The 26,788-nt window shown below is 66.5% G+C and carries 24 protein-coding genes; 8 read left to right on the forward strand and 16 right to left on the reverse strand.

Annotation, left to right across the window (positions count from 1 at the left end; genetic code table 11):
- Positions 1 to 264 (forward strand): autotransporter domain-containing protein (locus AC1D3B_RS29905; protein WP_478194302.1); only part of this gene is annotated, 264 nt, incomplete at its 5' end.
- A 148-nt stretch (positions 265 to 412) separates the two neighbouring features.
- Here AC1D3B_RS29905 and AC1D3B_RS29910 read toward each other — a convergent pair.
- The 3 genes from AC1D3B_RS29910 to AC1D3B_RS29920 form a co-directional block, all read right to left on the reverse strand.
- Complete coding sequence (locus AC1D3B_RS29910; RefSeq protein WP_478194303.1) at positions 413 to 1,666, reverse strand: hypothetical protein; 1,254 nt, start codon at positions 1,664 to 1,666, stop codon at positions 413 to 415.
- A 423-nt stretch (positions 1,667 to 2,089) separates the two neighbouring features.
- Positions 2,090 to 3,481 carry a hypothetical protein gene (locus tag AC1D3B_RS29915; RefSeq protein ID WP_478194304.1) on the reverse strand — a complete coding sequence of 464 codons (1,392 nt, stop codon included), beginning with the start codon at positions 3,479 to 3,481 and terminating at the stop codon, positions 2,090 to 2,092.
- A gap of 209 nt (positions 3,482 to 3,690) precedes the next feature.
- Positions 3,691 to 5,160: an aminotransferase-like domain-containing protein gene (locus tag AC1D3B_RS29920; protein WP_478194305.1), complete on the reverse strand. Its 1,470-nt coding sequence runs from the start codon at positions 5,158 to 5,160 to the stop codon at positions 3,691 to 3,693.
- 180 nt (positions 5,161 to 5,340) lie between these two features.
- On the opposite strand from AC1D3B_RS29920, the gene AC1D3B_RS29925 reads away from it, so the two are divergent.
- Positions 5,341 to 5,664, forward strand: coding sequence for a hypothetical protein (locus AC1D3B_RS29925; protein WP_478194306.1), 324 nt, complete (start codon positions 5,341 to 5,343; stop codon positions 5,662 to 5,664).
- Positions 5,665 to 5,684: 20 nt separating this feature from the next.
- Here the strand turns inward: AC1D3B_RS29925 and otsA are convergent, their stop codons facing one another.
- From otsA to AC1D3B_RS29965, 8 genes are all read right to left on the reverse strand, one after another.
- Positions 5,685 to 7,070, reverse strand: a complete 1,386-nt coding sequence (gene otsA / locus AC1D3B_RS29930) for an alpha,alpha-trehalose-phosphate synthase (UDP-forming) (RefSeq protein ID WP_478194307.1) — start codon at positions 7,068 to 7,070, stop codon at positions 5,685 to 5,687.
- Positions 7,067 to 8,992, reverse strand: a complete 1,926-nt coding sequence (locus AC1D3B_RS29935) for a glycoside hydrolase family 15 protein (RefSeq protein ID WP_478194308.1) — start codon at positions 8,990 to 8,992, stop codon at positions 7,067 to 7,069. Before AC1D3B_RS29935 ends, otsA begins: the two co-directional genes overlap by 4 nt.
- Complete coding sequence (gene otsB / locus AC1D3B_RS29940) at positions 8,989 to 9,753, reverse strand: trehalose-phosphatase (RefSeq protein ID WP_478194309.1); 765 nt, start codon at positions 9,751 to 9,753, stop codon at positions 8,989 to 8,991. Before otsB ends, AC1D3B_RS29935 begins: the two co-directional genes overlap by 4 nt.
- An 83-nt stretch (positions 9,754 to 9,836) precedes the next feature.
- Positions 9,837 to 11,105 carry a multifunctional CCA addition/repair protein gene (locus AC1D3B_RS29945; protein ID WP_478194310.1) on the reverse strand — a complete coding sequence of 423 codons (1,269 nt, stop codon included), beginning with the start codon at positions 11,103 to 11,105 and terminating at the stop codon, positions 9,837 to 9,839.
- Between the two features lie 29 nt (positions 11,106 to 11,134).
- A complete protein-coding gene (locus tag AC1D3B_RS29950) occupies positions 11,135 to 11,818 on the reverse strand; it encodes a glutathione S-transferase family protein (protein ID WP_478194311.1) in 684 nt (227 codons plus the stop codon).
- 88 nt (positions 11,819 to 11,906) lie between these two features.
- Positions 11,907 to 12,467: an MgtC/SapB family protein gene (locus tag AC1D3B_RS29955; protein WP_478194312.1), complete on the reverse strand. Its 561-nt coding sequence runs from the start codon at positions 12,465 to 12,467 to the stop codon at positions 11,907 to 11,909.
- A gap of 233 nt (positions 12,468 to 12,700) precedes the next feature.
- A complete protein-coding gene (locus AC1D3B_RS29960) occupies positions 12,701 to 13,369 on the reverse strand; it encodes a mechanosensitive ion channel domain-containing protein (RefSeq protein ID WP_478194313.1) in 669 nt (222 codons plus the stop codon).
- 10 nt (positions 13,370 to 13,379) lie between these two features.
- A complete protein-coding gene (locus AC1D3B_RS29965) occupies positions 13,380 to 15,401 on the reverse strand; it encodes a lytic transglycosylase domain-containing protein (RefSeq protein WP_478194314.1) in 2,022 nt (673 codons plus the stop codon).
- A gap of 9 nt (positions 15,402 to 15,410) precedes the next feature.
- On the opposite strand from AC1D3B_RS29965, the gene AC1D3B_RS29970 reads away from it, so the two are divergent.
- A complete protein-coding gene (locus AC1D3B_RS29970) occupies positions 15,411 to 16,028 on the forward strand; it encodes a 5-formyltetrahydrofolate cyclo-ligase (protein WP_478194315.1) in 618 nt (205 codons plus the stop codon).
- A gap of 107 nt (positions 16,029 to 16,135) precedes the next feature.
- Here the strand turns inward: AC1D3B_RS29970 and AC1D3B_RS29975 are convergent, their stop codons facing one another.
- Positions 16,136 to 17,119, reverse strand: a complete 984-nt coding sequence (locus AC1D3B_RS29975) for a LysR substrate-binding domain-containing protein (RefSeq protein ID WP_478194316.1) — start codon at positions 17,117 to 17,119, stop codon at positions 16,136 to 16,138.
- Between the two features lie 150 nt (positions 17,120 to 17,269).
- Here AC1D3B_RS29975 and AC1D3B_RS29980 point away from each other — a divergent pair, with 150 nt between their 5' ends.
- Complete coding sequence (locus AC1D3B_RS29980; protein ID WP_478194317.1) at positions 17,270 to 17,599, forward strand: DUF2917 domain-containing protein; 330 nt, start codon at positions 17,270 to 17,272, stop codon at positions 17,597 to 17,599.
- A gap of 1 nt (position 17,600) precedes the next feature.
- Here the strand turns inward: AC1D3B_RS29980 and AC1D3B_RS29985 are convergent, their stop codons facing one another.
- Positions 17,601 to 17,993: a BLUF domain-containing protein gene (locus tag AC1D3B_RS29985; protein ID WP_478194318.1), complete on the reverse strand. Its 393-nt coding sequence runs from the start codon at positions 17,991 to 17,993 to the stop codon at positions 17,601 to 17,603.
- A 93-nt stretch (positions 17,994 to 18,086) separates the two neighbouring features.
- Here AC1D3B_RS29985 and AC1D3B_RS29990 point away from each other — a divergent pair, with 93 nt between their 5' ends.
- Entirely contained in the window at positions 18,087 to 18,857 is a 771-nt protein-coding gene (locus AC1D3B_RS29990; protein WP_478194319.1) for a Crp/Fnr family transcriptional regulator, read from the forward strand.
- Between the two features lie 107 nt (positions 18,858 to 18,964).
- Positions 18,965 to 20,236 carry a polysaccharide biosynthesis protein gene (locus tag AC1D3B_RS29995; protein ID WP_478194320.1) on the forward strand — a complete coding sequence of 424 codons (1,272 nt, stop codon included), beginning with the start codon at positions 18,965 to 18,967 and terminating at the stop codon, positions 20,234 to 20,236.
- Between the two features lie 106 nt (positions 20,237 to 20,342).
- Here the strand turns inward: AC1D3B_RS29995 and AC1D3B_RS30000 are convergent, their stop codons facing one another.
- Together AC1D3B_RS30000 and AC1D3B_RS30005 are read right to left on the reverse strand one after the other, a co-directional pair.
- The gene (locus AC1D3B_RS30000; protein WP_478194321.1) at positions 20,343 to 21,275 is read right to left on the reverse strand and encodes a hypothetical protein; all 933 of its coding nucleotides are present in this window, start codon (positions 21,273 to 21,275) and stop codon (positions 20,343 to 20,345) included.
- A gap of 89 nt (positions 21,276 to 21,364) precedes the next feature.
- Entirely contained in the window at positions 21,365 to 22,249 is an 885-nt protein-coding gene (locus tag AC1D3B_RS30005) for a DUF6279 family lipoprotein (RefSeq protein ID WP_478194322.1), read from the reverse strand.
- Between AC1D3B_RS30005 and glmU the strand changes: the two genes are divergently transcribed.
- Complete coding sequence (glmU, locus tag AC1D3B_RS30010; protein WP_478194323.1) at positions 22,248 to 23,669, forward strand: bifunctional UDP-N-acetylglucosamine diphosphorylase/glucosamine-1-phosphate N-acetyltransferase GlmU; 1,422 nt, start codon at positions 22,248 to 22,250, stop codon at positions 23,667 to 23,669. The genes AC1D3B_RS30005 and glmU overlap by 2 nt on opposite strands.
- Before the next feature lie 197 nt (positions 23,670 to 23,866).
- Here glmU and AC1D3B_RS30015 read toward each other — a convergent pair whose 3' ends face one another.
- Complete coding sequence (locus tag AC1D3B_RS30015) at positions 23,867 to 24,388, reverse strand: Lrp/AsnC family transcriptional regulator (RefSeq protein WP_478194324.1); 522 nt, start codon at positions 24,386 to 24,388, stop codon at positions 23,867 to 23,869.
- Positions 24,389 to 24,488: 100 nt separating this feature from the next.
- Here AC1D3B_RS30015 and glmS point away from each other — a divergent pair, with 100 nt between their 5' ends.
- Positions 24,489 to 26,369, forward strand: a complete 1,881-nt coding sequence (gene glmS, locus AC1D3B_RS30020) for a glutamine--fructose-6-phosphate transaminase (isomerizing) (protein ID WP_478194325.1) — start codon at positions 24,489 to 24,491, stop codon at positions 26,367 to 26,369.
- The last annotated feature ends 419 nt before the right edge of the window (positions 26,370 to 26,788 follow it).

Below are 26,788 nucleotides of genomic sequence, written 5' to 3' on the forward strand. Positions count from 1 at the left end.
GGACGGCTGCAACCCTATGGACGCCTGAACCTGTACCACGCCAGCTTCGGCGACGACGCGGCCACCTTCATCGGACCGGCGGGAGCGACCGTCATCGCGAGCGCAGGCGGCTACAGCGCCGCCGAAGTGGCTGCCGGCGCGACCCTGGCACTGACACCGGCGACGAGCCTCTACGGGGAAATCGGCCACCTGTGGGACATCGGCTGCGATGCCAGCGTGAAGTCCTCCGTGCAGGCTTCGCTCGGCATCAAGGTGCGCTGGTAGAGCCGTGCCGGCTGTGGAGGTCTTCGGCCCACTGCGACCGGAGCGCTACGAGGTCCATCTCGAAGTATGTACGCGCTCTGTGGACCGACTTCCGCCAGAGGCCCCACTGCTGTCGTTCTCCTCGGTTCGACCTGCCCCGCAGTACTCATCATTGGATGAGTCCGATCTGGATATGGCCTGCGGCCGCGCCGCTGCGCGCACCGACAACGGCGGCAAGCGTCCCATCCTGCGCGGTGAAATAGCTGGTGAGGGAGTTGCCGGTCTGGAACGCCCTGAGGTTCACTATGTTGGCGCTGGGGATCGTGAGGGCGAGGTTCGAATATGAGAAGCCGCTCGCATCACTCTGCACCATCTGCGAGCTGTAGAGCTGACGCGAGAGCGTCGAGTCAAATGAATATTCCATTGATCCCCAGTTTCCGCCGGTGTCGCCTCCGAAGTAGCTGAGGTTCGGCCAGGTTGCGGACTCCAGCAGGCCAATCTGGAAGAACGCCGCGTTCGGCGCGGCCGACTGGTAGCCCACAGACAGGTAGACGTTCTTGCCCGCAACGCTCGCAATCGAAAAGTAACCCCAGTCGTTCGCGTCGGCCAGATTCTGCAGCTTCCACCACGTAGGCGAGGGTCCTGCGGACACGGCATAGCCGACGATTGAACCGACTGGACAGCTGGCCACCGAGGAGATTGCCAACTGGTCGCAATATTGGATGAGCGTGCCGCCACCGGAAATGACCAATTGACGAATGTCCGAGTCGCCGGTTGTCTCGGTCCGGCTGATGCCAAGCCGCGTATAAATGCCATCCAACGCTGACTGCGTGGTGACGAGCGCGCGCGATGCCACGAAGGGCTGCAACGCGTAGGTGGCAAGGCTCTTGGGCGAAAGGAACTGGAACTCGCCCACCACGGTGTCGGTGGTGATGCGGAATCGGCTGTTGTTCACCGTCGTCGTCGGTTCGCGTGGATCCGAAAATTTATAGGTGCTGCTATTGGTCGGGTCTACGGTAATTGCGCCGGTCGATGACTGGGGGAAGTCCGACATCACATAGGCCATGTTGTCGAAGTCGAGTGTGAACGCGGGCCGCCCCCCATTCGCCGCAAAGCCGGTATATGTGCCGTTGCGGGGGTCGCCCGCCGCGATGCTGAAAACCGAGTCCTGTGTGCCCGCTGATCCGGCCGAGGCTGTCACCGTCAGGGTCGTAGCAGTTGCTCGGACATTGGCCACCTGAGCGGTCCAGGTGGTAGCCGTGGAAGTAGGCACGTTCGGGGCTGCGGTGTCTTGCAGCGTCGGGGTCGTTGACCACGTGACCGGCTGGCTTGCGGTCACAGTGATCCGGTCAGCCGGCTTGACCGCATATTGGCCGTTGCTCGGCTGCGCGGAGTTGCCATTGACCTTGACCGATACGCTCAAGGCCGGGGKGGGGGCCGGGGTTACTGGCAGGATTGCCCCTCCGCCGCCTCCGCCTCCGCCGCACCCCGCAATCGCTCCAATCAGCGCCGCCGCTGCGACCGACTTCGATGCAAGAGACCTGACTTCTCCGAACCGCGCGCTGAGCGCGGCTGGCAAACCCCAAAACCTCATCGTGACTCTCCGTTATTTCTAGCGGTCAGCCAACGTGACCTATGGCCGACTCTATCGGCCGTAACGAAATAAATAAAGAGTGAGAATATCCAGGAGGTCTAGTGTCGCGCTTCTGCGATGGAGCGTTTGCACGGCTGTGAAGTCTGCATATCGCGGCCTCTCGAATGCGGATTCATGGAGAAATTCAATGTTCCGAATCGCCGTGCACGCGCACGAGCCGCCGCACCGCGATGCCGCGACCGGCGCGAATAGTCAATCCATCAAACTGATCTGCAGATACCCGTTGGTCCCTTGCGCAACATTGTTCGCGCCGACGATCGCGAAAAGTCCCGCCCCCTGCATGGCGAAGTAGGTGACCCCCGTCCCGGGCAACTGACGCATGCCTTGCACCCCTGCAACGGCCAGGCCGGAAACCGGATCCGGCACCTGCATCCCGTAGTAGGTATTGCTGGCCTGCACGCTGCTGCCGTCGACGGCGATGCCGACGCGTGTGGACGTATTGTTGCCAAGCAGATTGACCGTCCCCCATGAGCCGGGCGTCGCGCTGCCGTGACCGGAGCCGATCTGCCAGACACTCTTGTCGCTGACGCCGACGCGGAACACTGCATCGGTCGTGCCGCTGTTGAGCCGGCCCGCCGAGAGGTAGACCTTGCCGTCGCCCAGCGGTGCGATGCCGAAGCTGCCGACATTGGCGCCGGTGCCGTCGATCATCTGCCAGGTGTCAGGGGTTGTTCCCGCAATGACCGCATAGCTTGCAGTCGTCGGGCACATGTCAATGGGGTAGATGATGGCGGTCATGCAAACGTCCAGGTTCGTGCCGCCGTTGGAGACCCGCACCTGCGTGATTTGCGAGGCGTCGTCGGTGCTCGTGAGATTGATGCCGAAGCGGTTGTAGACGCCATCCAGCGACGCTTGCGTCCGGATCAGCGCGCGCGTGGCAATAAAGGGCCGCGTCGAAGTGACCGTCGGCGTCTTGTTCATCAGCGTGAACGGAAACGCACCGACGATGGTGTCGGCCGCGACGCGAAAGCGCGCGGTATTGGCCACCGTGGTGATACGGCTGCTGGCAAACACATAGGTCCCCGATTCATTGGGATCCGGACTGAAGCTCCCCGACGCATCCGGGTCGCCGTTGTTGCTCCCGGTGAAGGCGTAGGTCCTGGCATCGAAATTCAGCGCCAGCGTGAATCGGCCGCCGCTGGTGGCATAGGTCTGATAGCTTCCGTTGCGCGCATCGCCACCCGCCACCACGAATTGCAGCGTCTTGGTGTTTGCGGCCTCTGCGCCCGCGGAGGCGCCCACCGTGTAGGTGGCCGGCGAGGCGGTCTCGTTGATGAGTTGGGCACTCCATTGGGTGGGTGTGCTGGCGACGGCCTTGGCCGTGATGCCGGCCGGCGAGCTGCTGCTGGTCCACGTGATGCTGCCCTGGCTGGGCGTGATCTCCACGGTGTCACCGGGCTTCACGGCGTACTGGTCCGCGCTTTGGGCCGTGGCGGCCTGCCCGTTGATCTTGACCGACGTGGTCAGGGTGGGCTTGGGGGTTGCGGCTGCGATGCCACCCAAGCCGCCGCCGCCACCGCCGCCGCCGCAGGAGGCCAACGTCACTGCGGCCAGGACACCGGCAGCAAGAAACCACTTTCTCATTTGATCAACTCCATCAAGATGTTTGTACGTTGCTTTTTTGCGTCACCAATCAAGACGGATTAAGCAAAAAAGCTACATAGTGTATCGAGACACTTCTTGATGGGTGATCCTGAAGAACCAGCTTGCGTCGCCGTAAAAAACGACGTCGTTTTTTTAATTTTGAGCGGTCCGCGCAGGTCGAACTGCGACCCATGCCCGATTGCGCCGGCTCACGCCGCCATCCGCGTCATCGCCCCCGGCGCCGCCGCGCACTCGCCCACGATCTCCCCCAAGCGCCGCAGCCCCGCAGCAATCGTGTCGTCATAGGGCCACCCGCAGTTGATCCGCAGGTAGTGATCGAACCGCGGCGAATTCGAGAACAGCGTCCCCGGCGCCACCAGGATGCGTTCCCGCAAGGCTGCATCGAACACCTGCATCGATGAAAGCCGCCCAGGCAGTTCCACCCACAGCTGAAGACCGCCCGGCGGGAAATTCAGCCGTGTGCCGGACGGAAAGTGCGCGGCGATCGCATCGGCTGTCTGCTCGCGCTGCACCTTGAGTTTCTCGCGCAAGCGGCGCAGATGGCGGTCGTAGGCGCCGGTGCCCATGTACTCGCCGGCCGCCCACTGCGAGAGTTCCTCGTTGCTGCGGGTCTGGGTGTACTTCAGCATTTCCACGCGCCCGTGCCAGCGGCCGGCCGAGATCCAGCCCAGCCGCATGCCGGGCGCCAGGATCTTGTGCAGCGATGCGCAGTGAATGATGTTGCCGCTGCGGTCCCACGACTTGATCGCGCGCGGCGGCACGTCCGCGTCGATCAGTTCGCTGTAGGTGTCGTCCTCGATGAGCGCCACGGCGCGTTGCTCGCACAGCGCTGCCAGCCGCTGCTTGTGGGCGTCGGGCATGACGCTGCCCAGCGGGTTCTGCAGATGCGGCACGACCACCACCGCCTTGATGTTGTCGTAGGCGTCGAGCGCCATTTCCAGGGCTTCGATCGACAGGCCGGTCTGCGGGCTGGTGGGTATCTCGACGGCGCGCATGCCCAGGCTTTCGAGCACCTGCAGGAGGCCGTAGAAGGTCGGCGACTCGACCGCCACCGTGTCGCCGGGTTGGGCCACGGCGCGCAGCGCGAGGTTCAGCGCCTCGATGCAGCCATTGGTGACCATGACCTCGTCGGGCGCGAGCGTCATGCCCACGCGCAGGCCGCGTCGCGCCGCGACCTCGCGCAAGGGCGTGCGGCTGCGTGAGGGCGCGGCCGTCGTGAGCAACTCCGGCTTCTGGCGCAGCAGCCGCATCATGGTCGTGCGAAGCGCCTGCGCTGGGTAGAGCTGCGGCGCGCCGCGTGCGGTCGAGAAGTCGATCCGCACTTCGCCCTGGCGCCGGCGCGCGACGAAGTCCGAGACCTTGGCATGGATGCCGACGTACTGGGCCGGGTTGGGAGGCTCGTTGGCGGGGGGCTCTTCCATGGCCGCGATCGCGAGGCGGCGCGGGCGCTGCACGAAATAGCCGGCGCGGTCGCGAGCCTCGACCCAGCCTTCGCTTTCCAGCGCCCGGCAAAGCTGCAGCGCGGTCGACAGGCTGATGTCGTGCAGCCGCATCAGGCTGCGCAAGGAGGGCAGCTTGTCACCCGGCACGAGCGAGCCGGCACGGATGGCGTCCAGGTAGTGCGTGGCCAGTTGGCGGTAGAGCGGTGGCGATTCCATGCGATCGATGCTCCCTTAGCCACAGCGGCGGAAACAGATGCAGTTTCGAAGGAAATTGACCATAACAGATGGCCGCGCCCGTCACTGTTATGCCTGCGAATGCCCATGCCTGTGCCTGTTTTTCTGGCAACCGCCTCCCTACGATGAAGCCATCGCAATCTTCCTTCCGAGGTGTTCCAGATGACGACAGAGTTCTCCGAAATGACCCGCCTGCAACCCGGCCAGGCGCTGCGCATGGCCGTGGACAAGGGCGCCACACTGTTCGTCGCGCAAGGCGCGGTGAGCGTGGTTTCCCCGCCTTCGTGGTTCGGCGAAACGGTGTTCACCGCCCGGTCGATGCTCAGCGAGGGCGAAGCCTATGTCGCCGACCACGGCGGGTGGATCGAAGTCTCGGCGCTATCGCCTGCCCAGGTGCGGGGCTTGCCTCGCACAGCGACGGCGGCGCCCGCCGGGGCCTCGATCGTCACACGGCTCGTGCAATTGCTCGTGGCCCGCGCGGCCTGACGTCAGCGTGCGCCGCGTGCCTAGCGAACGCTCTCCGCGGCGCGCAGCGCGTTCAGGAAGCCCTTGCGCCACCAGTGCACGTCCTGCTCGCGAATGCGGGCGAGCAATTTCTGGTGGCGCTCCCGGCGCTCGTCCAGCGGCATCATCAGCGCCTGTTGCACCGTTTCGGCGGTGCCGTGCGTATCGTAGGGGTTCACCAGCAGCGCTTCCCTGAGTTGCTCGGCCGCGCCGGCAAAGCGCGACAGCACCAGCACGCCCGGGTCCGCTGGGTCCTGTGCCGCGATGTATTCCTTGGCCACCAGGTTCATCCCGTCGCGCAACGGCGTGACGAGGCCGACGGCGGCCGCCCGGCACAGTCCCGGCACGCGTTTGCGCGCGACCATGCGGTGGATGTAGCGCACCGGCATCCAGTCGAGTTCGCCGTAGTCGCCGTTGATGGCGCCGCACAACGACTCGAGCTCGCGACGGATGTCCGCATAGGCGTCGACCGTCTCGCGCGTGGGCGACGCGATCTGGATCAGCGTCGCGCTGCGGCGGTTCTCCGGGTAGTTGGCCAGCAGCTCGCGGAACGAGCGCACCCGCTGCGGGATGCCCTTCGAATAGTCGAGCCGGTCGATACCGAGCAGCAGGCGGCGGCTCGAATACTCGCGCCGCATGGTCTCGTACATGTCGCGCGATTCCTTCGCATGCGTGAGCGCGGCGAACTCGTCGACATCGATGCCGATCGGAAAGGCGTTGCAACGCACGGTCTGCCCATAGGCGCGGAAGAGGTGGTCGTCGAGGATCTCGCCATGGGCTTCGTTGCGCACGTAGTGCTCGAAGTGCTGCACGTCCTGCTGCGCCTGGAAGCCGATCAGGTCGTACGCGAACAGCGAGCGCATCAGCCACTCGTGCTGCGGGATGGCCGCGATGATGATCTGCGGCGGCAACGGGATGTGCAGGAAGAAGCCGATGCGTTGCCGGCACCCCATCGCGCGCAGCTCGGCGGCCAGCGGGATCAGGTGGTAGTCGTGCACCCAGATGATGTCGTCCTTCTCCAGCAGCGGCATCAGCTTGCGGGCGAAGAGCTGGTTCACGCGCCGGTAGCCGCCGATGAAGCCGGCGTCGAAGTGCGCGAGGTCGAGGCGGTTGTGGAACACGGGCCACAGCACGTCATTGCTGTAGCCGAGGTAGTAGCTGTCGTGGTCTTCGCGGCTCAAGTCGATGGTGGCGAGCGTGACCTTGCCGGCCTGCTGCTTGTGCATTTCGCCTTCGCCGGTGGGCCCGTCCTCGACGATGGACCCGCTCCAGCCAAACCACAGGCCGCCGCTCTGCTGGAGGCTCTCGCCGAGCGCGACGGCCAGTCCGCCCGCCGCCGGCTTGCGCGGGTCCGCCACTCGGTTGGAGACCACCACCAGTCGACTCATATGCACGAATCCCAGGGGGCGGAGAGCCTTACCGCTGCATTGATGATGCCGACCATCGAGTACGTCTGCGGAAAGTTGCCCCACATCTCGCCGGTGATCGGATGCGTGTCCTCGGACAGCAACCCCAACGGATTGCGCGCCGCCAGCATGGTCTCGAAGATCGCCCGTGCCTCGGCCTTGCGGCCGATCTTGGCCAGCGCGTCGATGCGCCAGAAGGTGCAGATGTTGAAGGCCGTCTCGGGTTTGCCGAAATCGTCGGCGGCCTCGTAGCGGCGCATGTACGGGCCATCGCAGAGCGACTTCTCCATCGCCTCGACGGTGGAGACGAAGCGCGGGTCGCGTGCGTCGATCAGGCCGACCTCGGCCATCAGCAGGATGCTCGCATCCAGCTCGTGGCCACCGAAGCTTTCGGCGAAGGCCTGGCGTTCCTCGCACCACGACTTGGTGAGGATCTCTTCCCGCATGCGCGACGAATGATCGTGCCAGTAGGCGGCCCGCTCGGTGAGTCCGAGCGTGCGGGCGATCTTGGCGAGGCGATCGCAGGCGGCCCAGCTCATCAGCGCCGAACTGGTGTGCACGCGGGCGCGTGTGCGCAGTTCCCACATGCCCGCGTCCGGCGTCCCATAGACACGGATCGCCTGTTCGCCGACGGCTTCCAGGTAAGGAAACTCCGCCTCGCCACCCCTGCTCAGCAGACGATGGTCGTGGAAGGCCTGCGCCGCGCCGAGCACGATGTTGCCGTAGACGTCATGCTGGAAGTGCTCCTGTGCCTGGTTGCCCACGCGCACAGGCCCCATGCCGCGGTAGCCGCTGAGCCCCTCGACGAAGGCCTCCGGCAGGTCGCCCTCCAGGCCGATGCCATAGAGCGGCTGGATGTGTTCGCCGCGCGAGCCGATCACCACGTTCGACAGCCAGCGAAGGTAGTCCTCCATCGTGCCCACTTCGGAGAGGCTGTTGAGTGCGCGCACCACGAAGAACGCATCGCGCAGCCAGCAGTAGCGGTAGTCCCAGTTGCGCTGGCTGCCCGGCGCCTCGGGGATGCTGGTGGTCATCGCGGCGACGATCGCACCGGTGTCCTCGTAGAGCGAGAGCTTGAGCGTGATGGCCGCGCGGATCACCGCGTCCTGGTACTCGAAGGGGATCGCGAGGCGCTTGCTCCAGGTGCGCCAGTAGGCGATCGTCTCCTGCTCGAAGTGGCGGGCCGTGTCGGCGATGCCGTCGGTCAGTGTCTCGTCCGCGCCCAGCACGAAGTTGTATTCGCGAGAGAGCACGAAGGCCTGGCGCGACAGGATGTGGGAGACCGATGCGTCGGTGTTCAGCCGCAGCGTGAAGTCCGGGCCCACGTAGCGGATGTGGTTGCTGCCGCGCGTGATGGTCGGCGCCATCGCGCCCCACTGGAAACGAGGCGCTAGCGTGACGCGGATGCGCGGCGTCCCCTGGATCGGCTTCACGCGGCGCACCATCGTGAGCGGCCGGAAGTAGCGCGAGCGGCTGTGGAAGCGCGGTGCGAAGTCCGTGATCTCGATGCCCTGGCCCGCCGTGTCGAAGAGCTGGGTGCGCAGGACGGCGGTGTTCGGCTCGTACCACTGCTTCGACGATGCGAAGTCCTCGATCTCGATGGCCCATGCGCTCGCATCCTCGCCGGTATGCAGCAGCGCGTTGAAGACGGGGTCGCCGTCGAAGCGCGGCAGGCAGCTCCAGACGACGCGGCCGCGCGCGTCGATCAGCGCGCTGTAGGCGCAGTTGCCGATCACGCCCACGTTGAGCGAGGGCTCGGCGGGCGGCCCGAAGCCGGTGCGCGCGGAGGGCTCGGTGATGGCCTCGGGGTGACTTGGCGCCTGCTGGCTGGCGCTCGCGGCGCCCGCGACGGACTGGCCGGCGCGGTCTTCGGGCGCGTCGACCTCTTTCTGGATGATGGTCATGCCGGGTTCCTTGGTGTGATGGGCGGCGGCGATGCAAGCAGGTCCCGCGCAGCCACCAGCCATTCGAACACCGCCCGCGGCGAGTCGAGCCGGTGCAGCGCGAGGCTGGGCCCGGAGCCGACCTTGATCGCCACGCCGCCGCGCGGCTGCACGATGGCGAAGCCGCTTTCGTCGGTGGTGTCGTCGCCTGCAAACACGGGCACACGACCCGCGAACGGCGCTTCTCGCAGGAAGGCATCGATCGCAATGCCCTTGTTGATGCCCGCTGGCTTGACCTCGAAGACGAACTTGCCGTGCAGCAGCTCGAATTGCGGCTGGCCGTCGATCACGCGGGCCATGGCGTCGCGGCACACGGCTTCCAGTTGCGGCGCAAGCCGGTAGTGCAGGGCGATGGCGGCGTGCTTGCGCTCGACCAGCAGTCCTTCATGCACGCGGGCGAGTTCGTTGGCGGTGTCGAGCACGGCCGTGAGATCGAGCGCGCGCTGCTCCTGCATCCGGCCTTCGGCATCGCGGCGCTGCACCCCGTGCTCGCCGGCGGCCGGCAGGCGCAGCGGTGCGAGGAAGCGGTCGAGCACGTCGATCTGGCGGCCGGAGACGACCGCGAGCGCGCCGCCCAGCAGGTCATGCAGGTCGCTGAGCAGCGGCACCATGGCCGCGGGGACGTGGATAGCCTCCGGTGTCTCGGCGATGGCCACGAGCGTGCCGTCGAAGTCGAGGAACAGGGCCGCGTCGGGAGTGAGTCGGGGGGGCGTCTGCAGCATGGAGGGAAAACCATAGCAGACTCGCACCGCGCGGCACGTCGGCCAAAGCCGCCAATCCACCTTCGGGAGGAGGGTTGCCGCCTTCAGGCGGCAGGGGGCAATGCCGCGGCGACGGCGGCCACGCGCGCGCGGGCGATGGCCTCGCCGATCTTCGGCCCGGCAGCGCCCGCCTGCTGCGCCTCTCGCGCGATCGGCTCGGTGGCGACGGACTGTGCGGCAGTCAGGGCCGCGAGCAGCCGCGTGCGTTGCGGGTACGGGATGTCTTCGAGACCGAGGCGTCCGCGCGCGTCGCATTCGCAGGCCAGCAGCGCCTCGTCGAAGCGCTCGGGCTTTCGGAACGCGTCGCAGCGCTCCAGCAAGCGCACGATGGCCGCGGCGTTGAGTTCGCCGCTGCGGTGGATGTTGCCGTGCTCGCGCGCGACCACGTCGGCCAGTTCGCGGATATCGACCGGCACGCGCCAGCGGTCGCACACGGCGCGCAGCAGCTTCGCACTGCGCTGCTCGTGGCCGATGTGCCGTGGCAGCACGTCGGCGGACGTCGTGCCCTTGCCGAGGTCGTGCACCAGGCAGGCGAAACGCACCGCCAGCGGCGCATGCAGGTGCGCGGCCATGTCGAGCACCATCATCAGGTGCACGCCGGTGTCGACCTCGGGATGGTGCGCCTCCGGCTGCGGCACACCCCACAGGCGGTCGACCTCCGGCAGCAGGACGGCCAGCGCCCCACACTCGCGCAGCAACTCGAACATGCGCGAAGGCTTGTCTTCCATCAGGCCGCGCGAGAGTTCCTGCCAGACGCGCTCGGGCACGAGGGCGTCCACTTCGCCGGCCTCGACCATCTCGCGCATCAGCGCCATCGTTTCGGGCACGACGTGGAAATCGGCGAAGCGCGCGGCGAAGCGGGCCACGCGCAGGATGCGCACCGGGTCTTCGCGGAAGGCGTCGGTCACGTGGCGCAACAGTTTCTGCTGCAGGTCGCGCTGGCCGTGGAAGGGGTCGACCAGGTCGGCCGGGTCCAGGTCCAGCCGATCGGAGGTGTTGATGCGCGCTTCGGGCAGCGCGATCGCGTTGATGGTCAGGTCGCGCCGCGCGAGGTCCTGTTCGAGCGTGACCTCAGGCGCCGCGTGGACGACGAAGCCGCGATAGCCCGGCGCGCTCTTGCGCTCGGTGCGCGCCAGCGCGTATTCCTCGCGCGTCTCGGGGTGCAGGAAGACGGGAAAATCGCGCCCCACGGGCAGGAAGCCGCGAGCGACCATCTGTTCGGGCGTGGCGCCGACCACGACCCAATCGTGATCGCTGCCGGGGCGGCCCAGCAGCGCATCGCGGATCGCGCCGCCGACGAGATAGATTTGCATGGGGCGCAGTTTAGGACGCCCCGCCGCCCTCAGCGCTCCAGGCGGTAGGGCTCGTCCATGAGGACGAATTCCTTCTCGACGAGCGCGTCGGCGATCCAAGCCTTGACGCCGGGCAATGCGAGCACGCGCTCGATGTAGGCCGAGATGGAGGCAAGCACTGGCAGGGCGAAGGTCTTGATGCGCGTGCAGACAGGGGCGTAGTAGGCGTCGGCAATGCTGAAGTCGCCGAAGAGCATCGGGCCGCCATGGGCTTCGAGCAGGCCGCTCCACAATTGGACGATGCGGTGGATGTCGGCGCGCACGCCGGGCTGGTCGCGCAGGATCAACTGGCCCTGCCGGCTCAGGTCCGCCTCGATGTTCATGGTGCAGTAGGTGCGCAGCGACGTGAACCCGGCATGCATCTCGGCGCAGGCGCTGCGCGCCTTTGCACGCTGTGCCTTGTCGGTGGGCCAGAGCTTCTTGTCCGGGTGGGTCTCGGCCAGGTATTCGCAGATCGCGAGCGTGTCGTAGACCACGATGTCGCCGTCCTTCAGCACGGGTACCGTGCCCGTCGGGTTGAGCGGCAGGATGGTCTGCTTGAACTTCGAGTGCTCGTCGAAGGTGTCGAAGCGCACCATCACCTCCTCGAACGCGATGCCGGCCTGCTTCATGAGCACCCAGGGGCGCATCGACCAGGACGAGTAGTTCTTGTTGCCGATGTAGAGCTGTGTCATCGAGAAGGTCTCCGGGAGTGATGCAAAGCTTTCAATCCTAGCGGGCGCGTCCGGCGCCATTGATGCAATCGCAGCGCGAAATTGATGCTCAGCGCTGCGATGGGTCGTCCGGGTTGGCGATGACGCGGGGCGGCGGCGCATCGTCCGCGGGCGGACCGAACACGCGTTCGAGCAGCGACACCAGCCGCGGGACCAGCGCCAGCACCACCAGCGCCAGCAGCGCGCTGAGGACAGCCGTCACTTCGCGCCCGAGGCCGCAGGCCATGCCGATCGCTGCCGTCATCCACAGACCGGCCGCGGTGGTGAGGCCCTGCACGTTCTGTTCGTCCCGGCCGGACTTGAGGATGGTGCCAGCGCACAGGAAACCGACGCCTGCGACCAGGCCCTGGATCACGCGGCTCATGTCGGCGGGCATGATGCCGGCCTGCTGCGGAACGAGCACGAACAGCGCGGAGCCGATCGCCACCAGCATGTGGGTCCGTGCGCCCGCGGCCTTGCCGTGCTGCTCGCGCTCGAAGCCCAGCATGAAGCCGAGCACGGAGGCCAGCAACAGACGTACGAGGATGCGCAGCATCTGCGCAAGATCGGGAACGTCGGAGAACTCAGCGGCGAGCACCTCGGTGGTCGCCGCCCAGACTGATGCGGCCATGCTGGGGCGTGAAATGCAAGAGGCCGCAGTGTGGCCGTGGCCGGCGATCCTGACTGTAGGACGTCGGAGATTTCGCTCACCCCCAGGCTTGCCCACTTCGTGTGGCCGCCACCCCGCCGGGGGCGATACCGGCGGCCCGGCTAAGCCGGTTCCGCGGGTCACTGAACTCGCCCCCAGGCTTGCCCACTTCGTGTGGCCGCCACCCCCCGCCGGGGGCGATACCGGCGGCCCGGCTAAGCCGGTTCCGCGGTATCCCTGGCTTTGGGGTGTGGATCGGGCGGGGTGTCTGGAGTGCGATGTGCAACCAGATCCGCGGTCCGCGGCAGTTCAGGGGAAATGCCGTGCCAGCGGCGCACGGCGCGCTGGAAGAACATGCTGTTGGGGATCTTCAGGGTCGTACCTTCCTGGGCGCTGCCGCTTTCCTGGAGCGTGGTGTAGACCAGGTTGATGTCCATCACGCGGCCCTTGAGGCCCGGCTTTTCGCCGTTCTCCAGCACTTCCACCGTGTCGCCGGGCCAGAACATGCGGGTCGTGAAGATCAGGAGCGCGCAGAAGATGTTCGAGAGCACGCTCCACGCTGCGAAGAAGGCCACGGCGCCGACGGCGGCAAAGCCGGTGAACGCGCTCCAGAGCACGGTGCCCGACACGCCCAGCCGCTCCAGGGCCCACAGCAGGGCGCCGCTGTACAGCAGGAAGCCGAAGGTGCGGCGCGTGATCAAGGCCACGTCCTTGGGCAGGGCGTAGTTCATGGTCACCCGCTCGATCAACCGGCGCACGAAGCGGTACAGCAGCCAGGCCGCGAGCAGGATCAGCACGACCTCCACCAGGGGGACGACGATCTCCAGCCATTCGTTGGCCCAGTCGGGAAACCGGGCACGCAGGTTTTGCAGCGCTCGATTCATCCGCGCTTCATCAAGGCAGGTCTTTGTTCGGCTCGGGCTCGGTGGCGTTGCGCGGACCCACGCTGCCCAGGCGCGATTTGAGCGACTGCGGCTGGCCGCTGATCACCGCGGCGTAGTTGGTGGTGTTGGCAAGCACCTTCTTCACGTAGTCGCGGGTCTCGGTGAACGGCACGTTCTCGGCCCAGATCGCCGCGTCCATCACCGGGCCGTTGCGCCAGTTGCGCGGGCGACCAGGGCCTGCGTTGTAGGCCGCTGCGGCCAGCGCCATCGAGCCGTCGAAGTCGTCGAGCGCGAGCTTGAGGTAGTTGGTGCCGATCGTGATGTTGGTCTCGCGGTCGTTGATCTGGCCCGGCGTGAAGTCGCCCATGCCGATCTTCTTGGCGGTCCAACGCGCGGTGGCTGGCATCACCTGCATCAGGCCCGAAGCGCCGACGCCCGAGCGAGCGTCCATGATGAAACGGCTCTCCTGGCGGATCAGGCCGTAGACGTACGCCGGGTCGAGACCGATCTCCCGGCTCTTGCGCACCACCGTGTCGCGGAAAGGCATCGGGAAGCGCTGGTCGACGTCGATCACGCCCTTGGTGCGCTCGCTGGTGTTGATGCAGCGGTCCCACACCTCGCGCTGGCAGGCCAGGTCGGCCGCGGCCAGGAGGTCGCGGTCGTTCATGCCGCCCTTGTCGTGCAGGTTGGTCGCGTAGTTCCACTCGCGCGTGCCTTCGGGGCGCAGGCCGATCGAGATGGCGTAGAGGGCGCGCTGGAGCGACGGGTTGTTGCGGGCCGCGTCCTTCTCCTCGGGGGTGAGCGGCGCAGGCCGGGTCGGCACGGCGGCGCGCTGGCCCAGTTCCTCGAGGGCCAGCAGTTCGTAGAAACCGCGTGTGCCCGCGATGCTCTCGTAGAGCGTGCGCGCCTCTGCGCGGCGATCGTCGCCACCGATGGCCGTCAGCGCGCGGCCCTTCCAGTAGACCCAGGTGGGATCGAGCTGTTGCACCTCGCTCATGGCATTGATGGCGGCCAGCACCTGCTTCCATTCACCCGCGCGCAGGGCGGCGCGTGCCTTCCACGAGAGCATGTCGTCGGTCAGGTCGCCGATCTTGGTGACGTTCGCGAAGTAGCTGTTGGCCATCGGCGAGAGCTTGGTCGCGAACTGCCGTCCGATGGCACCCCAGAGCCAGTTGCGCTCCTCGGCGGAGAGCATCACGCCCCATTTGCCTTCGAGCTGCGAGGCCGCGATCTCCGGATCGGCCACGGTCAACTTGATGAGAGCGAGCACCACCAGCTCCCGGCGGGACTTGGCGACCGCGAAGCCCCGACCGGTCAGGAACTTGACGGGACTCGCGTTCATATCGTCGAACAGCGGGATGGCGTCGGGCGCGACGAGCAACACGGCCGCGCGCGCGGCCTGCGGACGGTTGGCCTCGATCGACAGGCGCGCCTTCTTCCACGCGTCGTTGGGCGACATCAGGCGCGCGCCGATCATGCGGTCGGCGGCGGTCAGGCAGCCGTCATCCAGGTCGCGCTGGGCGAACCAGGTGCGACGCACCTCGTCGGCCTGGGCCTGGGTGGCGCTGCCATTGCGGAGCGTGTCGATCAGGATCGCGTAGCAGCGCACCTGGGCATCGTCGTTCATGCGATAGGCCGGGTGCAGGGTCATGAAGCTGTCCCAGTCCCGGCGCTGGCCGGCGAGCAGCAGCCAATCGTTGCGGAGGCGGTCTTCCTGATAGGTGCCTGCATAGCGAGCGAGGAAGTCCTGCACCTCCTGCGGGCTCGCCTCAGACATTCGCGCCTTCAGCTCCCAGTACGCCGCCCAGGGTTCGAGCGCATGGCCGCGCGCCTGGGGCAGGAGCGCCGTCAGGCGGGCCTTGTCGCCGCGTTGCGAGGCCTGCTTCATCTGCAGCAAGACGTCGTCGTTGCCGTTCTGCGCACGGGCCGGCTGGAGCATGGCGGCGGCTGCGAGGACGAGCGAAAGAGAGAGTGTGGGAAAAGAGGCGCGGGGCCGACGGCGCGCGGGTGCCAAAATGCTTGCGAACTGCATCGGGGGATTATGGACAAGTCAAAGGGTGCCGACACCTCGGCAACTGCCACTTTTCTCAAGGGACAACTGCGCGCGGCGCTGATCGAACAGCGCCTCGCCATGCCCGACCGTCTCGCGCGCGCCGACCTGCTGCAGCGCGTGATGCGCATCTGGCTGGTGGGGCGGCCGGACACTGTCATCGGCGCCTACTGGCCGATCAAGGGCGAATTCGACCCGTTGCCGGCCCTGCATCGCTGGAAAGAGGACGGCGAACTGCTCGACGAACCGCACCGTCGGCGCATCGGCCTGCCGAAAATGGACAGGGTGCACAAGACCCTGACCTTCCATTCCTGGTATCCCGGCTGCCCGATGGAGAACGACGCCTTCGACATCCCGAAGCCCAAGGACACCGAATTGATCGTGCCCACGCTGCTTTTCGTGCCCTGCCTGGGCTACAGCGCGGGGGGCTATCGGCTGGGGTACGGCGGCGGTTTCTACGACCGCACGCTGGCGGCGCTGGAGCCGCGGCCTTTCACGGTAGGGCTGGGTTTCGCGAACGGCTTTCTCGACGATTTCGAGCCCGAGGCACACGACATGCCGTTGGACGCGATCCTCAATGACAACGGCGTGGTCTGGCCGATAGGCTGAGGCGCGCATTTTTCGGGAAACGCCGCGGAACCGGCTTTGCCGGGCCGCAGGCGTTGCCCCCGGCAGGGGGTGGGCGGCCACACGAAGTGGGCAAGCCTGGGGGCGAGCTAACTGAGATCGTCGATTGTGTCTGGGTCGGGGACTTCGCCTATCGTTTCTCGCGTTGTGATCGCCTGGCTGAGGAGCCAATCGTTGAAGGCCTGGATTTCGGGGCGCGGGGCGCTGCGCGGGCCGGTGATGAGCCAGTAGGCCATCGGTGAATCCATGCGGTGGTGCGGCAGCACCTCTACCAAGTCGCCGTTGGCCAGGCTTTCGGCGATGAGTGAGCTGCGGGCGAGCACCAGGCCCTGGCCGGTGAGCGCGGCCTGGACCATCTGGTAGGCGTAGTTGAAGTAGAGCCAGCGGCGCGGCTGGGCGCGCGACATGCTGTTGACTTCGAACCAGCGCCGCCAGGTCAGCCATTCGAGGTGGGTGCGGTGGGCGTCGCCGGCCTCGATCAGCGTGAAATTGGCGATGTCCGCCGGTCCCTTGATGCGCGGGTTGCTCTTGATCAGCCAGGGGCTGGCCACCGGGGTGATCGTCTCCCCGAACAGCCGCACCGCGCCGGGTGGCATGTTCTCGCGGGGGCCGTAGCGCAGGGCGATGTCGACGTCCGCGATGTCCATGTCGAGCGCGGCATCGCTGGCGTCGATGCGGATGTCGATTTCCGGGTTGTCGCGCTGGAAGGCTTCGAGCCGCGGAATCAGCCACATGGAGGCGAAGGAGGCAAAAGTGGTGAGCGAGACGCTCTTGCGCCCGGCGTTCTGGCGGATCTGGCGTACCGCACCGTCGATCCGCGGCAGCGACTGCTGGACGGCCAGGAGCAGTTGCGCGCCTGCGCTCGTCAGTTCGACGGCGCGTGTGTGCCGCAGGAACAGGCTCACGCCGACTTCCTCTTCGAGCGACTGGATTTGCCGGCTGACAGCGGATTGGGTCAGGGCCATTTCCTCGGCAGCTGCACGGAAGTTCAGGTGGCGGGCGACCGCCTCGAATGCGCGCAGATGGCCGGCGGAAATCGGCCGGGAGCGGAGATGGGTCTGGGAATGGAGCATGGCGGGAGCTTCGGTCCGGCGCATGGATTGATGCGAAACCGGAATCAGTAGGCTACCGCGTTTTCATTGGACTGCCAACGAGGGCGGGCGGATCATTCATTCCCGAAGCGCGCCATTTGCGTGTTTTCAAATTCCTCCCAGGAGTCCACCATGTCTGCCGTCTACACCTCTTCTTCGCTTCCGTCCGTCGCACTGGGCCGCCCGGCCGCCGTGCCTCCGGCAGTGCGCCGCGGTGCCTGGCAGCTGGAAGCCGGCCACGCGATGAGTCTCAAGGCTTCCGGCGCCAGCGTGCTGCGCATCCGCCAGGGCCGCGTGTGGGTCACCCGCGACGCGACCGCCCATGCCGGCAGCGAGGACCTCGTGCTGGCACCGGGCGAATCGCTGGCCGTGGCCGCCGGCGAACGCATCGTGATGGAGCCGTGGGACGGCAACGGCGCGACCTACAGCTGGGACGCCGCCACTGCTGCCCACGCGGGCTGATTCAGCCCGCGATGTCGAACCGGGGCCGCAGCGCCAGAAAGCGCTGCAGTGCCTCGGCGCCGTTCAGGGCATCGATGTCGGCCAGGTCGTCGTGGTCCTCGACTTCGGCGAAGCCCAGTTCGAAGCGTTGGTAGTGCCGCTGCTGCAGCGGTCCTTCGTACAAGACCCGCACCGCCTCATGACGCGGGTCGGCCTGCAGGAGGCGCATCAGCGAACGCACCTGATCTTCGGCCCCCTCGAAATGCTGGCAGAAGCGCATGCCGTCGAACACCAGCAGCCCCGTGATTCCGTTCTGCGCATTCCGGACGCGGGCCCGCGACACGATCTTGCCGACCACCGCGGTGGGTTGCTGCGGGGCGAGCAGGCTGGTGTAGAGGATTTCCTGGAGATGCATTCACGCGTTCGCATTTGAGGCATTGCGAGTGTAGGAGGGGGAAGTGCGCCCCGAAATGTCAAAAGACACAGGGACTAGGCCTATAGTGTTCAAGTGAAATTCGAGGACTATCCGGCTCCCGTCTCTCCCCCCCGCTGCGCTCATCCCTGCGACGAGTGCGGCCTGCGCATCAACCCCGCCTTCCTGCCCGCGACCTCGGACGAAGTGCGCACCATCGAATCGTTTCGCAGCGGCACGCGCATCGTCGATGCCGGCCGGCAGATCATCGACGAGCAACGCGCCAGCACCCAGCTCTACACGCTCTATTCGGGGTGGGCCTTTCGCTACAAGACACTCAGCGACGGCCGCCGGCAGATCCTCGGTTTCCTGTTGCCGGGCGATTTCATCGGTTTGCAGGACGAATTCGCCGACGGCCTGACCCACGGCGTGGAAGCCGTGACCGGCGTCACGCTCTGCGCCTTCGAGCGCGCCAAGCTCTGGGACCTGTTCCATTCGCACCCCAAGCTGGGCTATGACATCACCTGGCTCGCCGCGCGCGAGGAAAAGATGGTGGACGACAACCTCGTCACCGCCGGCCGGCGCAATGCCAGCGAGCGTGTCGCGATGCTGCTGATGCACCTCTATCGCCGCGCGGAGCGGGTCGGCATGGTGCGTGACGGGTGGGCCGAGTTCCCGTTCAACCAGCAGCACATCGCAGATGCGCTGGGCCTGTCGCTGGTGCACACCAACAAGACATTGCGCCGCCTCGAGCGGCTCGGGCTGCACAAGCTCGACAGTGGCTGGTTGCGCATCATGGAGCCGCATTCCCTCGAACGGCTGGGCGACTATTTCGAGCGGCCTATGCGGCCGACGCCGCTGATCTGACGCGGATTCGCGGGCGCCATCGCTTATCGTAGGGGCCTGCCGGAAACCGCCGGCAGCCCGTCAGCCCGGCAATCGCCGGCCATTCACATGACCGACGCCGCCCGCCCGTGAAGCCCCTTGCCCGTTTGCGCCAGATCGCCATGGTTGGCGGTGTCGAAACCTTTGGCGTGGCTGTCGGCGGCATCGCCGGCCTGCTCATCGTCAACGTGCTGCCGAAGGACCAGTACGCTGCCTATACCTTCCTGGTGGCCTGCATCACGCTCGTCCTGGGGGTGACTGACCTGGGGCTGGCGCATTGCTGCCTGCCGGTGGTCGGGCAGCGCACGACCGAGGTGCCGTGGGTGGTCGGGGCCTGCCAGCAGGTCTTTCGCAAGCGCTGGCTGCTGCTGGGGCTGGGGCTGGCCATCGTGGTGCCCTACTGGTTCGTCACGTCCCGCGAACATGGCTGGGGCGGCGGGGGCTACCTGCTGGCGTCGGCCTTCGTGATCGTGGTCGTGCTCCTGTCGCTTCGCGAGCACTTCGCGAGCACGGTATTGCTGATCCTCGGCCACATCTCCACGCTGAACCGTATCGGGTTCGCGTCGCACTTCGTGCGAATCCTCTTCGTCGGTACCGTGCTCCTGCTGCCGATGACTTCGTGGTCCGTGGCCGGCATCGTGGCCGCGACTGCTGCAGCAAGCGTGGTGAGCGTCACGCTCTATCGCATCGAATTCAGGTCGCGCGAGATCGTGGACTCGGCCCGGCTGGACGCCGACGACGCCCGGCGCGTCGACGCGCAGGTGATCAGGATCGCCAAGCCCTTGGTGCTGCCGGCGATCTTCTACCAGGTGCAGGGCGTGATCACCGTGTTCCTGGTCTCGATGTTCGGCACCTCGACCATGGTGGCGGAGGTGGGCGCCTTCGGGCGACTCGCCATGGTGCTCATCGTGGTGGACCGCGTGACCAACATCCTGCTGTTTCCCGTGATCGCGCGGGCGCCGGAGGGGGAAAGGCTGCGCAGGATGCTGCTCCTGGGCCATCTGATCTATCTCTTCATGATGGCGCTGATGCTGCTGACCTCGATCTTCCTTCCGCAGTACTGGATCCTGCTGCTGGGCGAGAAGTACCGCAGCATGGAGCCGCTGGTGTGGATGGTGTTCCTGGCGTCGATCCTTCAGAACGCGTCGGGCTTCGCATTCCGGACCTTGACGGTGCGCGGGGCCACATCCGGCCAGACCTACAGCATCCTGGCGACGCTGGTCACGCAGGTTGTCTATCTGGCGGTGGTCGGCGTGAGCGACCTGCGCTCGGTGCTCGGCTTCGGCATTGCGACGGCCGTCGCCAACTTCGGCTACCAATACTCGCTGCTGGCCCTACGCTGGTGGCAGTGGAGGACTTGACTCGCCCCCAGGCTGCGCGCACTTCGTGTCGCTTCGCCCACCCCCGACCGGGGGCAACACCGGCGGCCCGGCGGAGCCGGTTCCGCGGTGTTTCTGGAGAAACGCGTTAGCTGCGCTTGTAGATGCGGCCGATGGCGGCGGCGAGTTTCAGCGAAAGCGTGCGCTTGGCGAGGTCGCCGTCGGAATACACCTTGATCGGCGCATTGGCGAAGCGGTAGTACCACTTGCTGGCGGGGGTCGGTGGGCGGCCGCGCAAGGCTTGGCGGATGTGTCCGCCGTGCCAGGGCTTGACCGAACCGATGGCGTGCGAGAGGTAGTAGCCGCCGGGCACGAAATCCATCGCCTCGGGGCCGGCCGTGTTGAGCGGCGCCTCGCAGACCGTGAGGGCGAAGTTCAGCGCGTCCTGGTCCGTCGAGTGGAACAGCGCGGCCGAGCCGCCGGCCTTGAGCTGCTTGGCATTCGCGTTGTAGGCCACGACCAGATCACACAGGCGCCGCCAAAGGTCCAGGAATTCGAGATGCTGGCGCGAGACGGCGATGAAGCCGGCGTTGTAGTAGCGCTCTAGCGTGCGCCGGGGCGTGGCGCCGTGCGGTTCGAAGAAGCGGTTCCAGAGCAGCCGCTTGGGATGCCGCGCAGGGAAGCACCAGTTGACGTCCTCCGCGAGCGAGATCCCGTCCTCGGTGAACCAGCCCGTGAAGGCCGGCCAGTCGCACTTCAGGACGATGTCCGGATCGATGTAGGCGACCATGGTCGAAGCTGGCGCGAGCTTCTCGAACATCTCTCTGATGAAGGTGGGCTTGTAGTACGTGAAGTGCAGCGGCGTCGCGAGTTCGACCATGCACAGCCGAAGCGTCGGCGCCACCTGGAACTGGCCCGTGGCGCGGTCGAAGGCGGGTGAATCGACGATCCAGCCCGGCAGCGCGCCGCGATAGCCGACCCAGAGGTCGCCCTCGTAGCCTGCGGCAATCAGCGAATTCGACAGCGCCGCAACGCCGAAATGGTAGTTTCCCTCGAAGAGCGTACAGAGCGTGATGTTCATGGATGATTGAATGAGTCCCGCCCAAGTGTAAACAAACGTTGTACTTTGTCGCGACAGATTTCATGTGCCATTCGGCGTATTCCGGGCGCTCACTGTGAGGCAGCCAGGTCGCGCAAATCGCTCTCGTAGGCCTGCAGGCGCCGCATCGCCTTGTCGCGCTGCGCGGCGCTGGTCTGGTTGTGGAACTCGGCAATGTCGTTGCAGGCCTCCTGCTGCAGCGCCCGCTGCCGGTCGCGCCACGGACCGGGCGGCGGATCCGCGATGTGCAGCACGTAGGCATGAAACGCCACCTGCGCTTCGGCGGGCGACGTCTTCTGGGCGTTGAAGCGGCGCAACATCGCCAGCGCCTCTTTCTGGCGCCGCTTGCGCTCGCCATCGAGCTCTCGCGGATCGAAGACCGAGCGCGCCACTTGCCGTCGGAGCAGGTCGCGCTGCTCGGCATCGAGCCGGCCGTAGAAATCCTCGCTGCGATCGAGGAACTGCTCGTAGCGTTTCTCGTGCTGCTTGGTGATGCTGGGGTCCAGCCAGTCCTTGCGGTAGTCCGCGTTGATCTTGACGTACTTGCGCTCGAGCTGTTGCAACTGCGATTCGGTCAGGCTCACCGCGAGTTCGGCACCGGCCGGTTCCGCGCGTTCGGCCAGCGCCAGCAGCCGGGTGCGAATCTCGTTCACCATCTCGCAGGTCTGCTCGGGCGTGACGTCATTGGGCGCCAGGGCCTGCGCCCGCTGGAGCAGGCCGACGATCTTGGGCAGTTCGTTCTGGCGATGCCAGGCCAGCAGGCGCTCCAACTCGTCCCGCACGCGCGGCGTCTGGGTGCCGTCGAAGTCGACGTAGCCGTCGAGCCACCAGTAGCTCACTTCCGGCAGGTTGTTGTAGGCGAGCTTGATCGCGCTGCACGCCGCCAGCGCGGCGCCGAGGACCAGCACGCCGATAATCCGCGCCAACTTCGCGCAACGCATTCGGGAAAGAGGCATGAATCAGACTCCGCAAGACAACCAGGGCCCGGTCGACGTCGTCATCATGGCGGCCGGAAAAGGCACGCGCATGAAGAGCAGCCTGCCGAAAGTGTTGCATCGTTTGGGTGGGCGTGCACTCGTCACGCACGTGATCGAGACGGCCGGACGCATCGGCGCGCGCCACGTGGTCGTCGTGACGGGCCACGGCGCGACCGAAGTCGAGGCCGCCCTCGAAGCCGCCGTGACGGGCGTGACGCCCCAGTTCGCGCGCCAGGTGCCGCAGCTCGGCACCGGCCACGCCATGCAGCAGGCCGCACCGCTCCTGCCCGACGACGGCACGGTGGTGGTGCTGTCGGGCGATGTGCCGCTGATCGGCGATGCCACCTTGCGTGCGCTCGTGGCCGAGAGCGCGGGCCGGCGTCTCGCACTGCTCACCATTTGCGTGGACGAGCCGACCGGCTATGGCCGGATCATCCGCGCGCAAGGGCAGGAGGGCGAAGGCGAGGTGCTAGCCATCGTCGAGGAAAAGGATGCTAGCGAGGCCCAGCGCGCGATCAACGAGATCTACAGCGGCGTCATGGCGGTGCCGGCGCGGCTCCTCAAGTCGTGGCTCGGGCGGCTCGACAGCAAGAACGCGCAGGGCGAGTACTACCTGACTGACGTGGTGGGCTTCGCGACCGTGGACGGCGTGCCGGTCGTCGCGCACCGCACGGACGACGCGCTGCAGGTGGCCGGCGTCAACAGTCCCATGCAACTCGCGGCGCTGGAGCGCGCGTACCAGCGTCGCCAGGCCGATGCGTTGATGGTGCAGGGCGTGCGGCTGGCCGACCCGGCGCGCTTCGACCTGCGGGGGACGCTGGCCTGCGAGTCGGATGTCGAGATCGATGTCAACTGCGTGTTCGAGGGTGCGGTGTCGCTGGGCGCCGGCGTGCGCATCGGAGCGAACTGCGTGATTGCCAACGCCCGCATCGAGAGCGGCTCGGTGATCCATCCCTTCACCCACATCGATGGCGAGAAGGCCGGTGTGACGGTGGGCAGGGGCTCGCTGGTCGGCCCCTTCGCGCGGCTGCGGCCAGGCGCCCGGCTGGGTGCGGAGGTGCACATCGGCAACTTCGTCGAGGTCAAGAACTCGACGCTCGCCGCCGGCGCGAAGGCGAACCATCTCGCCTACCTGGGCGACGCCACGGTGGGCCAGCGGGTCAACTACGGCGCCGGCAGCATCACGGCCAACTATGACGGTGCGTTCAAGCACCGCACGATCATCGGCGACGACGTGCACGTGGGCAGCAATTGCGTGCTGGTGGCGCCGGTAACGATCGGTGCGGGCGGCACCATTGGCGGGGGCTCGACGGTGACGAAGAGCACGGAGCCGGGCGCGCTGACGATCTCCCGGGCGCGTCAAACGAGCTTCGCGAACTGGCAGCGACCAAAAAAATAGCTCGCCCCCAGGCTTGCTCACTTCGTGTAGCCGCCACCCCCTGCCGGGGGCAACACCGGTGGCCCGGCGGAGCCGGTTCCGCGGTGGGCATGTTGCTCGCCCCCAGGCTTGCTCACTTCGTGTAGCCGCCACCCCCCTGCCGGGGGCAACACCGGTGGCCCGGCAGAGCCGGTTCCACGGTGTTTCTGGCATTTGCGTTAGCTTGCGTCGGGGCGCGAAGGGAGGGGGACGCGGGGGGTGAACTTTGCGCGGTGGATGCTGAAGAACGCCTTTACGTTGCGCACGTTGGCGTCGTTGGTGAAGAGGCGCTGCGCGAGCGCGTGGTAGCCGGGCATGTCGCTTACGGTGACGATCAACACGAAATCGGGTCCTGGGGAGACGCGGTAGCACTGCTGCACCGCGGCGTCGGGCACGACCCGTTGCTCGAAGGCGTCGAGGGCCGATGCGTCCTGCCGGTCGAGCGAGACCTCCACGACTGCGGTGAGCAGGGGGGCGATGCGGTCGGCGCTGAGGATGGCGACCTCGCTTTCGATCCAGCCCGCCTCGCGCAGGCGGCGGATCCGCCGCAGGCAGGTGGGCGGCGAGATGTTGACGCGCTCGGCAAGCGACTGGTTGCTCTGGGCTGCGTCGGCTTGGAGCGCGTCAAGCAAGCGGAGGTCAACTTCATCAAGGTCTGAGAATTTCACTTTTGTTCGTTCAATGAAATAAATGATCGTCAAGGGGAGTGAAGGAAATTATTAATCAAAATATGTAAAACACTGACCAATAATTCCAGGCGCAGCGATCTAACATGCCTGACTTCCAATCGCAGGAGCAGTTATGTGTGGCATCGTCGGCGCAGTTTCCGGACGCAATATCGTCCCCGTCCTTGTTCAGGGCCTGCAGCGCCTCGAATACCGGGGCTATGACTCCTGCGGGGTGGCTGTGCATGCGGGGGGCCTGCAGCGGGCCCGCACCACCTCGCGCGTGGCCGAACTCCTCGCGCAAGTGCGCGATGACCACATCGAGGGCACCACCGGCATCGCCCACACGCGCTGGGCCACGCACGGTGCGCCTGCCGTGCACAACGCCCATCCCCATTTCAGCCATGGCGCCGGCGCAGATGCCCAGACGGCCCGCCCCGGTCGCGTGGCGCTGGTCCACAACGGCATCATCGAGAACCACGAAGCGCTGCGTGCGGCGCTGCAGGCCAGGGGCTATGTCTTCGCGAGCCAGACCGATACCGAGGTCATCGCGCACCTGATCGACAGCCACTACGACGGCGACTTGTTCGAGGCCGTGAAGGCGAGCGTCAAGCAGTTGCAAGGTGCCTATGCGATCGCCGCGATCTGCCGCGACGAGCCGCATCGCGTGGTCGGCGCGCGCGCCGGATCGCCGCTGATCCTCGGTGTCGGCAAGGAGGAGGGCGAGAACTTCCTCGCGAGCGACGCGATGGCGCTGGCCGGCGTGACGGACCAGATCGTGTACCTCGAAGAGGGCGACGTGGTCGACATACAGCCCGGCAAGTACTGGATCGTGGACCGCGCGCACAAGCCCGCGACCCGCGTCGTGCGCACGGTGCAGGCGCACAGCGGCGCGGCCGAGCTCGGCCCGTATCGCCACTACATGCAGAAGGAAATCTTCGAACAGCCGCGCGCCATCTCGGACACCCTCGAAGGCGTGGAGGGCATCGTGCCCGAGCTCTTCGATGGCGTCGACACAGACGGGCAGCCGGGCGCGGCCGCATGGCGCGTCTTCAACGACATCGACAACGTGCTGATCCTGGCCTGCGGGACCAGCTACTACAGCGGCTGCGCGGCCAAGTACTGGCTCGAAGGCATTGCGAAGATGCCGACGCAGGTCGAGATCGCGAGCGAATACCGCTACCGCGACTCGGTACCGAATCCGAAGACGCTGGTGGTGACCATCAGCCAGTCGGGCGAGACCGCCGACACCCTGGCTGCGCTCAAGCACGCAAGGTCACTGGGCATGGAGCACACCCTGACGATCTGCAACGTGGCGACCAGCGCGATGGTGCGCGAGTGCAAGCTCGCCTACATCACGCGCGCCGGCGTCGAGATCGGCGTGGCGTCGACCAAGGCCTTCACGACGCAACTGGCGGGACTCTTCCTGCTCACGCTGGCGCTGGCGCAGTCGAAGGGGCGTCTCGCCGAAGCGGACGAAGCGCGCTACCTGAAGGAGATGCGACATCTGCCCGTGGCCCTGCAATCCGTGCTCGCGCTGGAGCCGCAGGTCATCAGCTGGGCGGAAGATTTCGCGCGCAAGGAAAACGCGCTCTTCCTCGGTCGCGGCCTGCACTACCCGATCGCACTCGAAGGCGCGCTCAAGCTCAAGGAAGTGACCTACATCCACGCCGAGGCCTACGCGGCCGGCGAACTCAAGCACGGGCCGCTCGCACTGGTCACGAGCGAGATGCCTGTGGTCGCCGTCGCGCCGAATGACGCGCTGCTCGAAAAGTTGAAGAGCAACCTGCAGGAAGTGCGCGCGCGCGGTGGCGTGCTCTACGTGCTGGCCGACGGCGATACGCACATCGAAAGCAGCGAGGGGATTCACGTGATCCGCATGCCCGAGCACTATGGGGCGCTGTCACCGCTCCTGCACGTGGTGCCGTTGCAGTTGCTGGCATATCACACGGCGTGTGCGCGGGGGACGGACGTCGACAAGCCTCGCAACCTCGCCAAGAGCGTGACGGTCGAATAGGGCAATGTCCTTGGCTTGGCGGCCTTTGGTTTACTAAGGTTGTGGGAATTTTCCCTAGGGAAGCGGCCTCATTTGCTCAAAAAACCAGTTACGGGAATTTTCGACTAAAAGCCGGAGGGGAGAACGGCCTCATGCGCCGAAGAACACCAGTGTTCGAAGATGGCGTTCCCCTCAGTAGTCTTCGGACGCGGCCATTGGGTGAAGCCCGCCCGTCCGTCGGTTGTCCCCCCGGGCAATGGACCCCCGTGGCCGTCCGGGCAGCGTCTGACTACTCTAGACTGTGAGCAGCCGGTCGCTCCTCCGATGTTGAGTGACTGCTGCTCGGAAGAGCGGACGCCCGAGGTCTGCCGCACCAGCTCCTAACTCAAGACCTGACACAACCAGCGTGGTCACTCGTGGACATTTACCGCAGAACCAAG

The organism is Variovorax sp. P5_A3 (assembly GCF_056400665.1).

Excerpts from the sequence above, each read along its gene's own strand:
- AC1D3B_RS29915 (WP_478194304.1), bottom strand. The coding sequence starts at position 3,481 with ATGAGAAAGTGGTTTCTTGCTGCCGGTGTCCTGGCCGCAGTGACGTTG.
- AC1D3B_RS29920 (WP_478194305.1), bottom strand. The coding sequence starts at position 5,160 with ATGGAATCGCCACCGCTCTACCGCCAACTGGCCACGCACTACCTGGAC.
- AC1D3B_RS29925 (WP_478194306.1), top strand. The coding sequence starts at position 5,341 with ATGACGACAGAGTTCTCCGAAATGACCCGCCTGCAACCCGGCCAGGCG.
- otsA (WP_478194307.1), bottom strand. The coding sequence starts at position 7,070 with ATGAGTCGACTGGTGGTGGTCTCCAACCGAGTGGCGGACCCGCGCAAG.
- AC1D3B_RS29935 (WP_478194308.1), bottom strand. The coding sequence starts at position 8,992 with ATGACCATCATCCAGAAAGAGGTCGACGCGCCCGAAGACCGCGCCGGC.
- otsB (WP_478194309.1), bottom strand. The coding sequence starts at position 9,753 with ATGCTGCAGACGCCCCCCCGACTCACTCCCGACGCGGCCCTGTTCCTC.
- AC1D3B_RS29945 (WP_478194310.1), bottom strand. The coding sequence starts at position 11,105 with ATGCAAATCTATCTCGTCGGCGGCGCGATCCGCGATGCGCTGCTGGGC.
- AC1D3B_RS29950 (WP_478194311.1), bottom strand. The coding sequence starts at position 11,818 with ATGACACAGCTCTACATCGGCAACAAGAACTACTCGTCCTGGTCGATG.
- AC1D3B_RS29955 (WP_478194312.1), bottom strand. The coding sequence starts at position 12,467 with ATGGCCGCATCAGTCTGGGCGGCGACCACCGAGGTGCTCGCCGCTGAG.
- AC1D3B_RS29960 (WP_478194313.1), bottom strand. The coding sequence starts at position 13,369 with ATGAATCGAGCGCTGCAAAACCTGCGTGCCCGGTTTCCCGACTGGGCC.
- AC1D3B_RS29965 (WP_478194314.1), bottom strand. The coding sequence starts at position 15,401 with ATGCAGTTCGCAAGCATTTTGGCACCCGCGCGCCGTCGGCCCCGCGCC.
- AC1D3B_RS29970 (WP_478194315.1), top strand. The coding sequence starts at position 15,411 with ATGGACAAGTCAAAGGGTGCCGACACCTCGGCAACTGCCACTTTTCTC.
- AC1D3B_RS29975 (WP_478194316.1), bottom strand. The coding sequence starts at position 17,119 with ATGCTCCATTCCCAGACCCATCTCCGCTCCCGGCCGATTTCCGCCGGC.
- AC1D3B_RS29980 (WP_478194317.1), top strand. The coding sequence starts at position 17,270 with ATGTCTGCCGTCTACACCTCTTCTTCGCTTCCGTCCGTCGCACTGGGC.
- AC1D3B_RS29985 (WP_478194318.1), bottom strand. The coding sequence starts at position 17,993 with ATGCATCTCCAGGAAATCCTCTACACCAGCCTGCTCGCCCCGCAGCAA.
- AC1D3B_RS30000 (WP_478194321.1), bottom strand. The coding sequence starts at position 21,275 with ATGAACATCACGCTCTGTACGCTCTTCGAGGGAAACTACCATTTCGGC.
- glmU (WP_478194323.1), top strand. The coding sequence starts at position 22,248 with ATGAATCAGACTCCGCAAGACAACCAGGGCCCGGTCGACGTCGTCATC.
- AC1D3B_RS30005 (WP_478194322.1), bottom strand. The coding sequence starts at position 22,249 with ATGCCTCTTTCCCGAATGCGTTGCGCGAAGTTGGCGCGGATTATCGGC.
- glmS (WP_478194325.1), top strand. The coding sequence starts at position 24,489 with ATGTGTGGCATCGTCGGCGCAGTTTCCGGACGCAATATCGTCCCCGTC.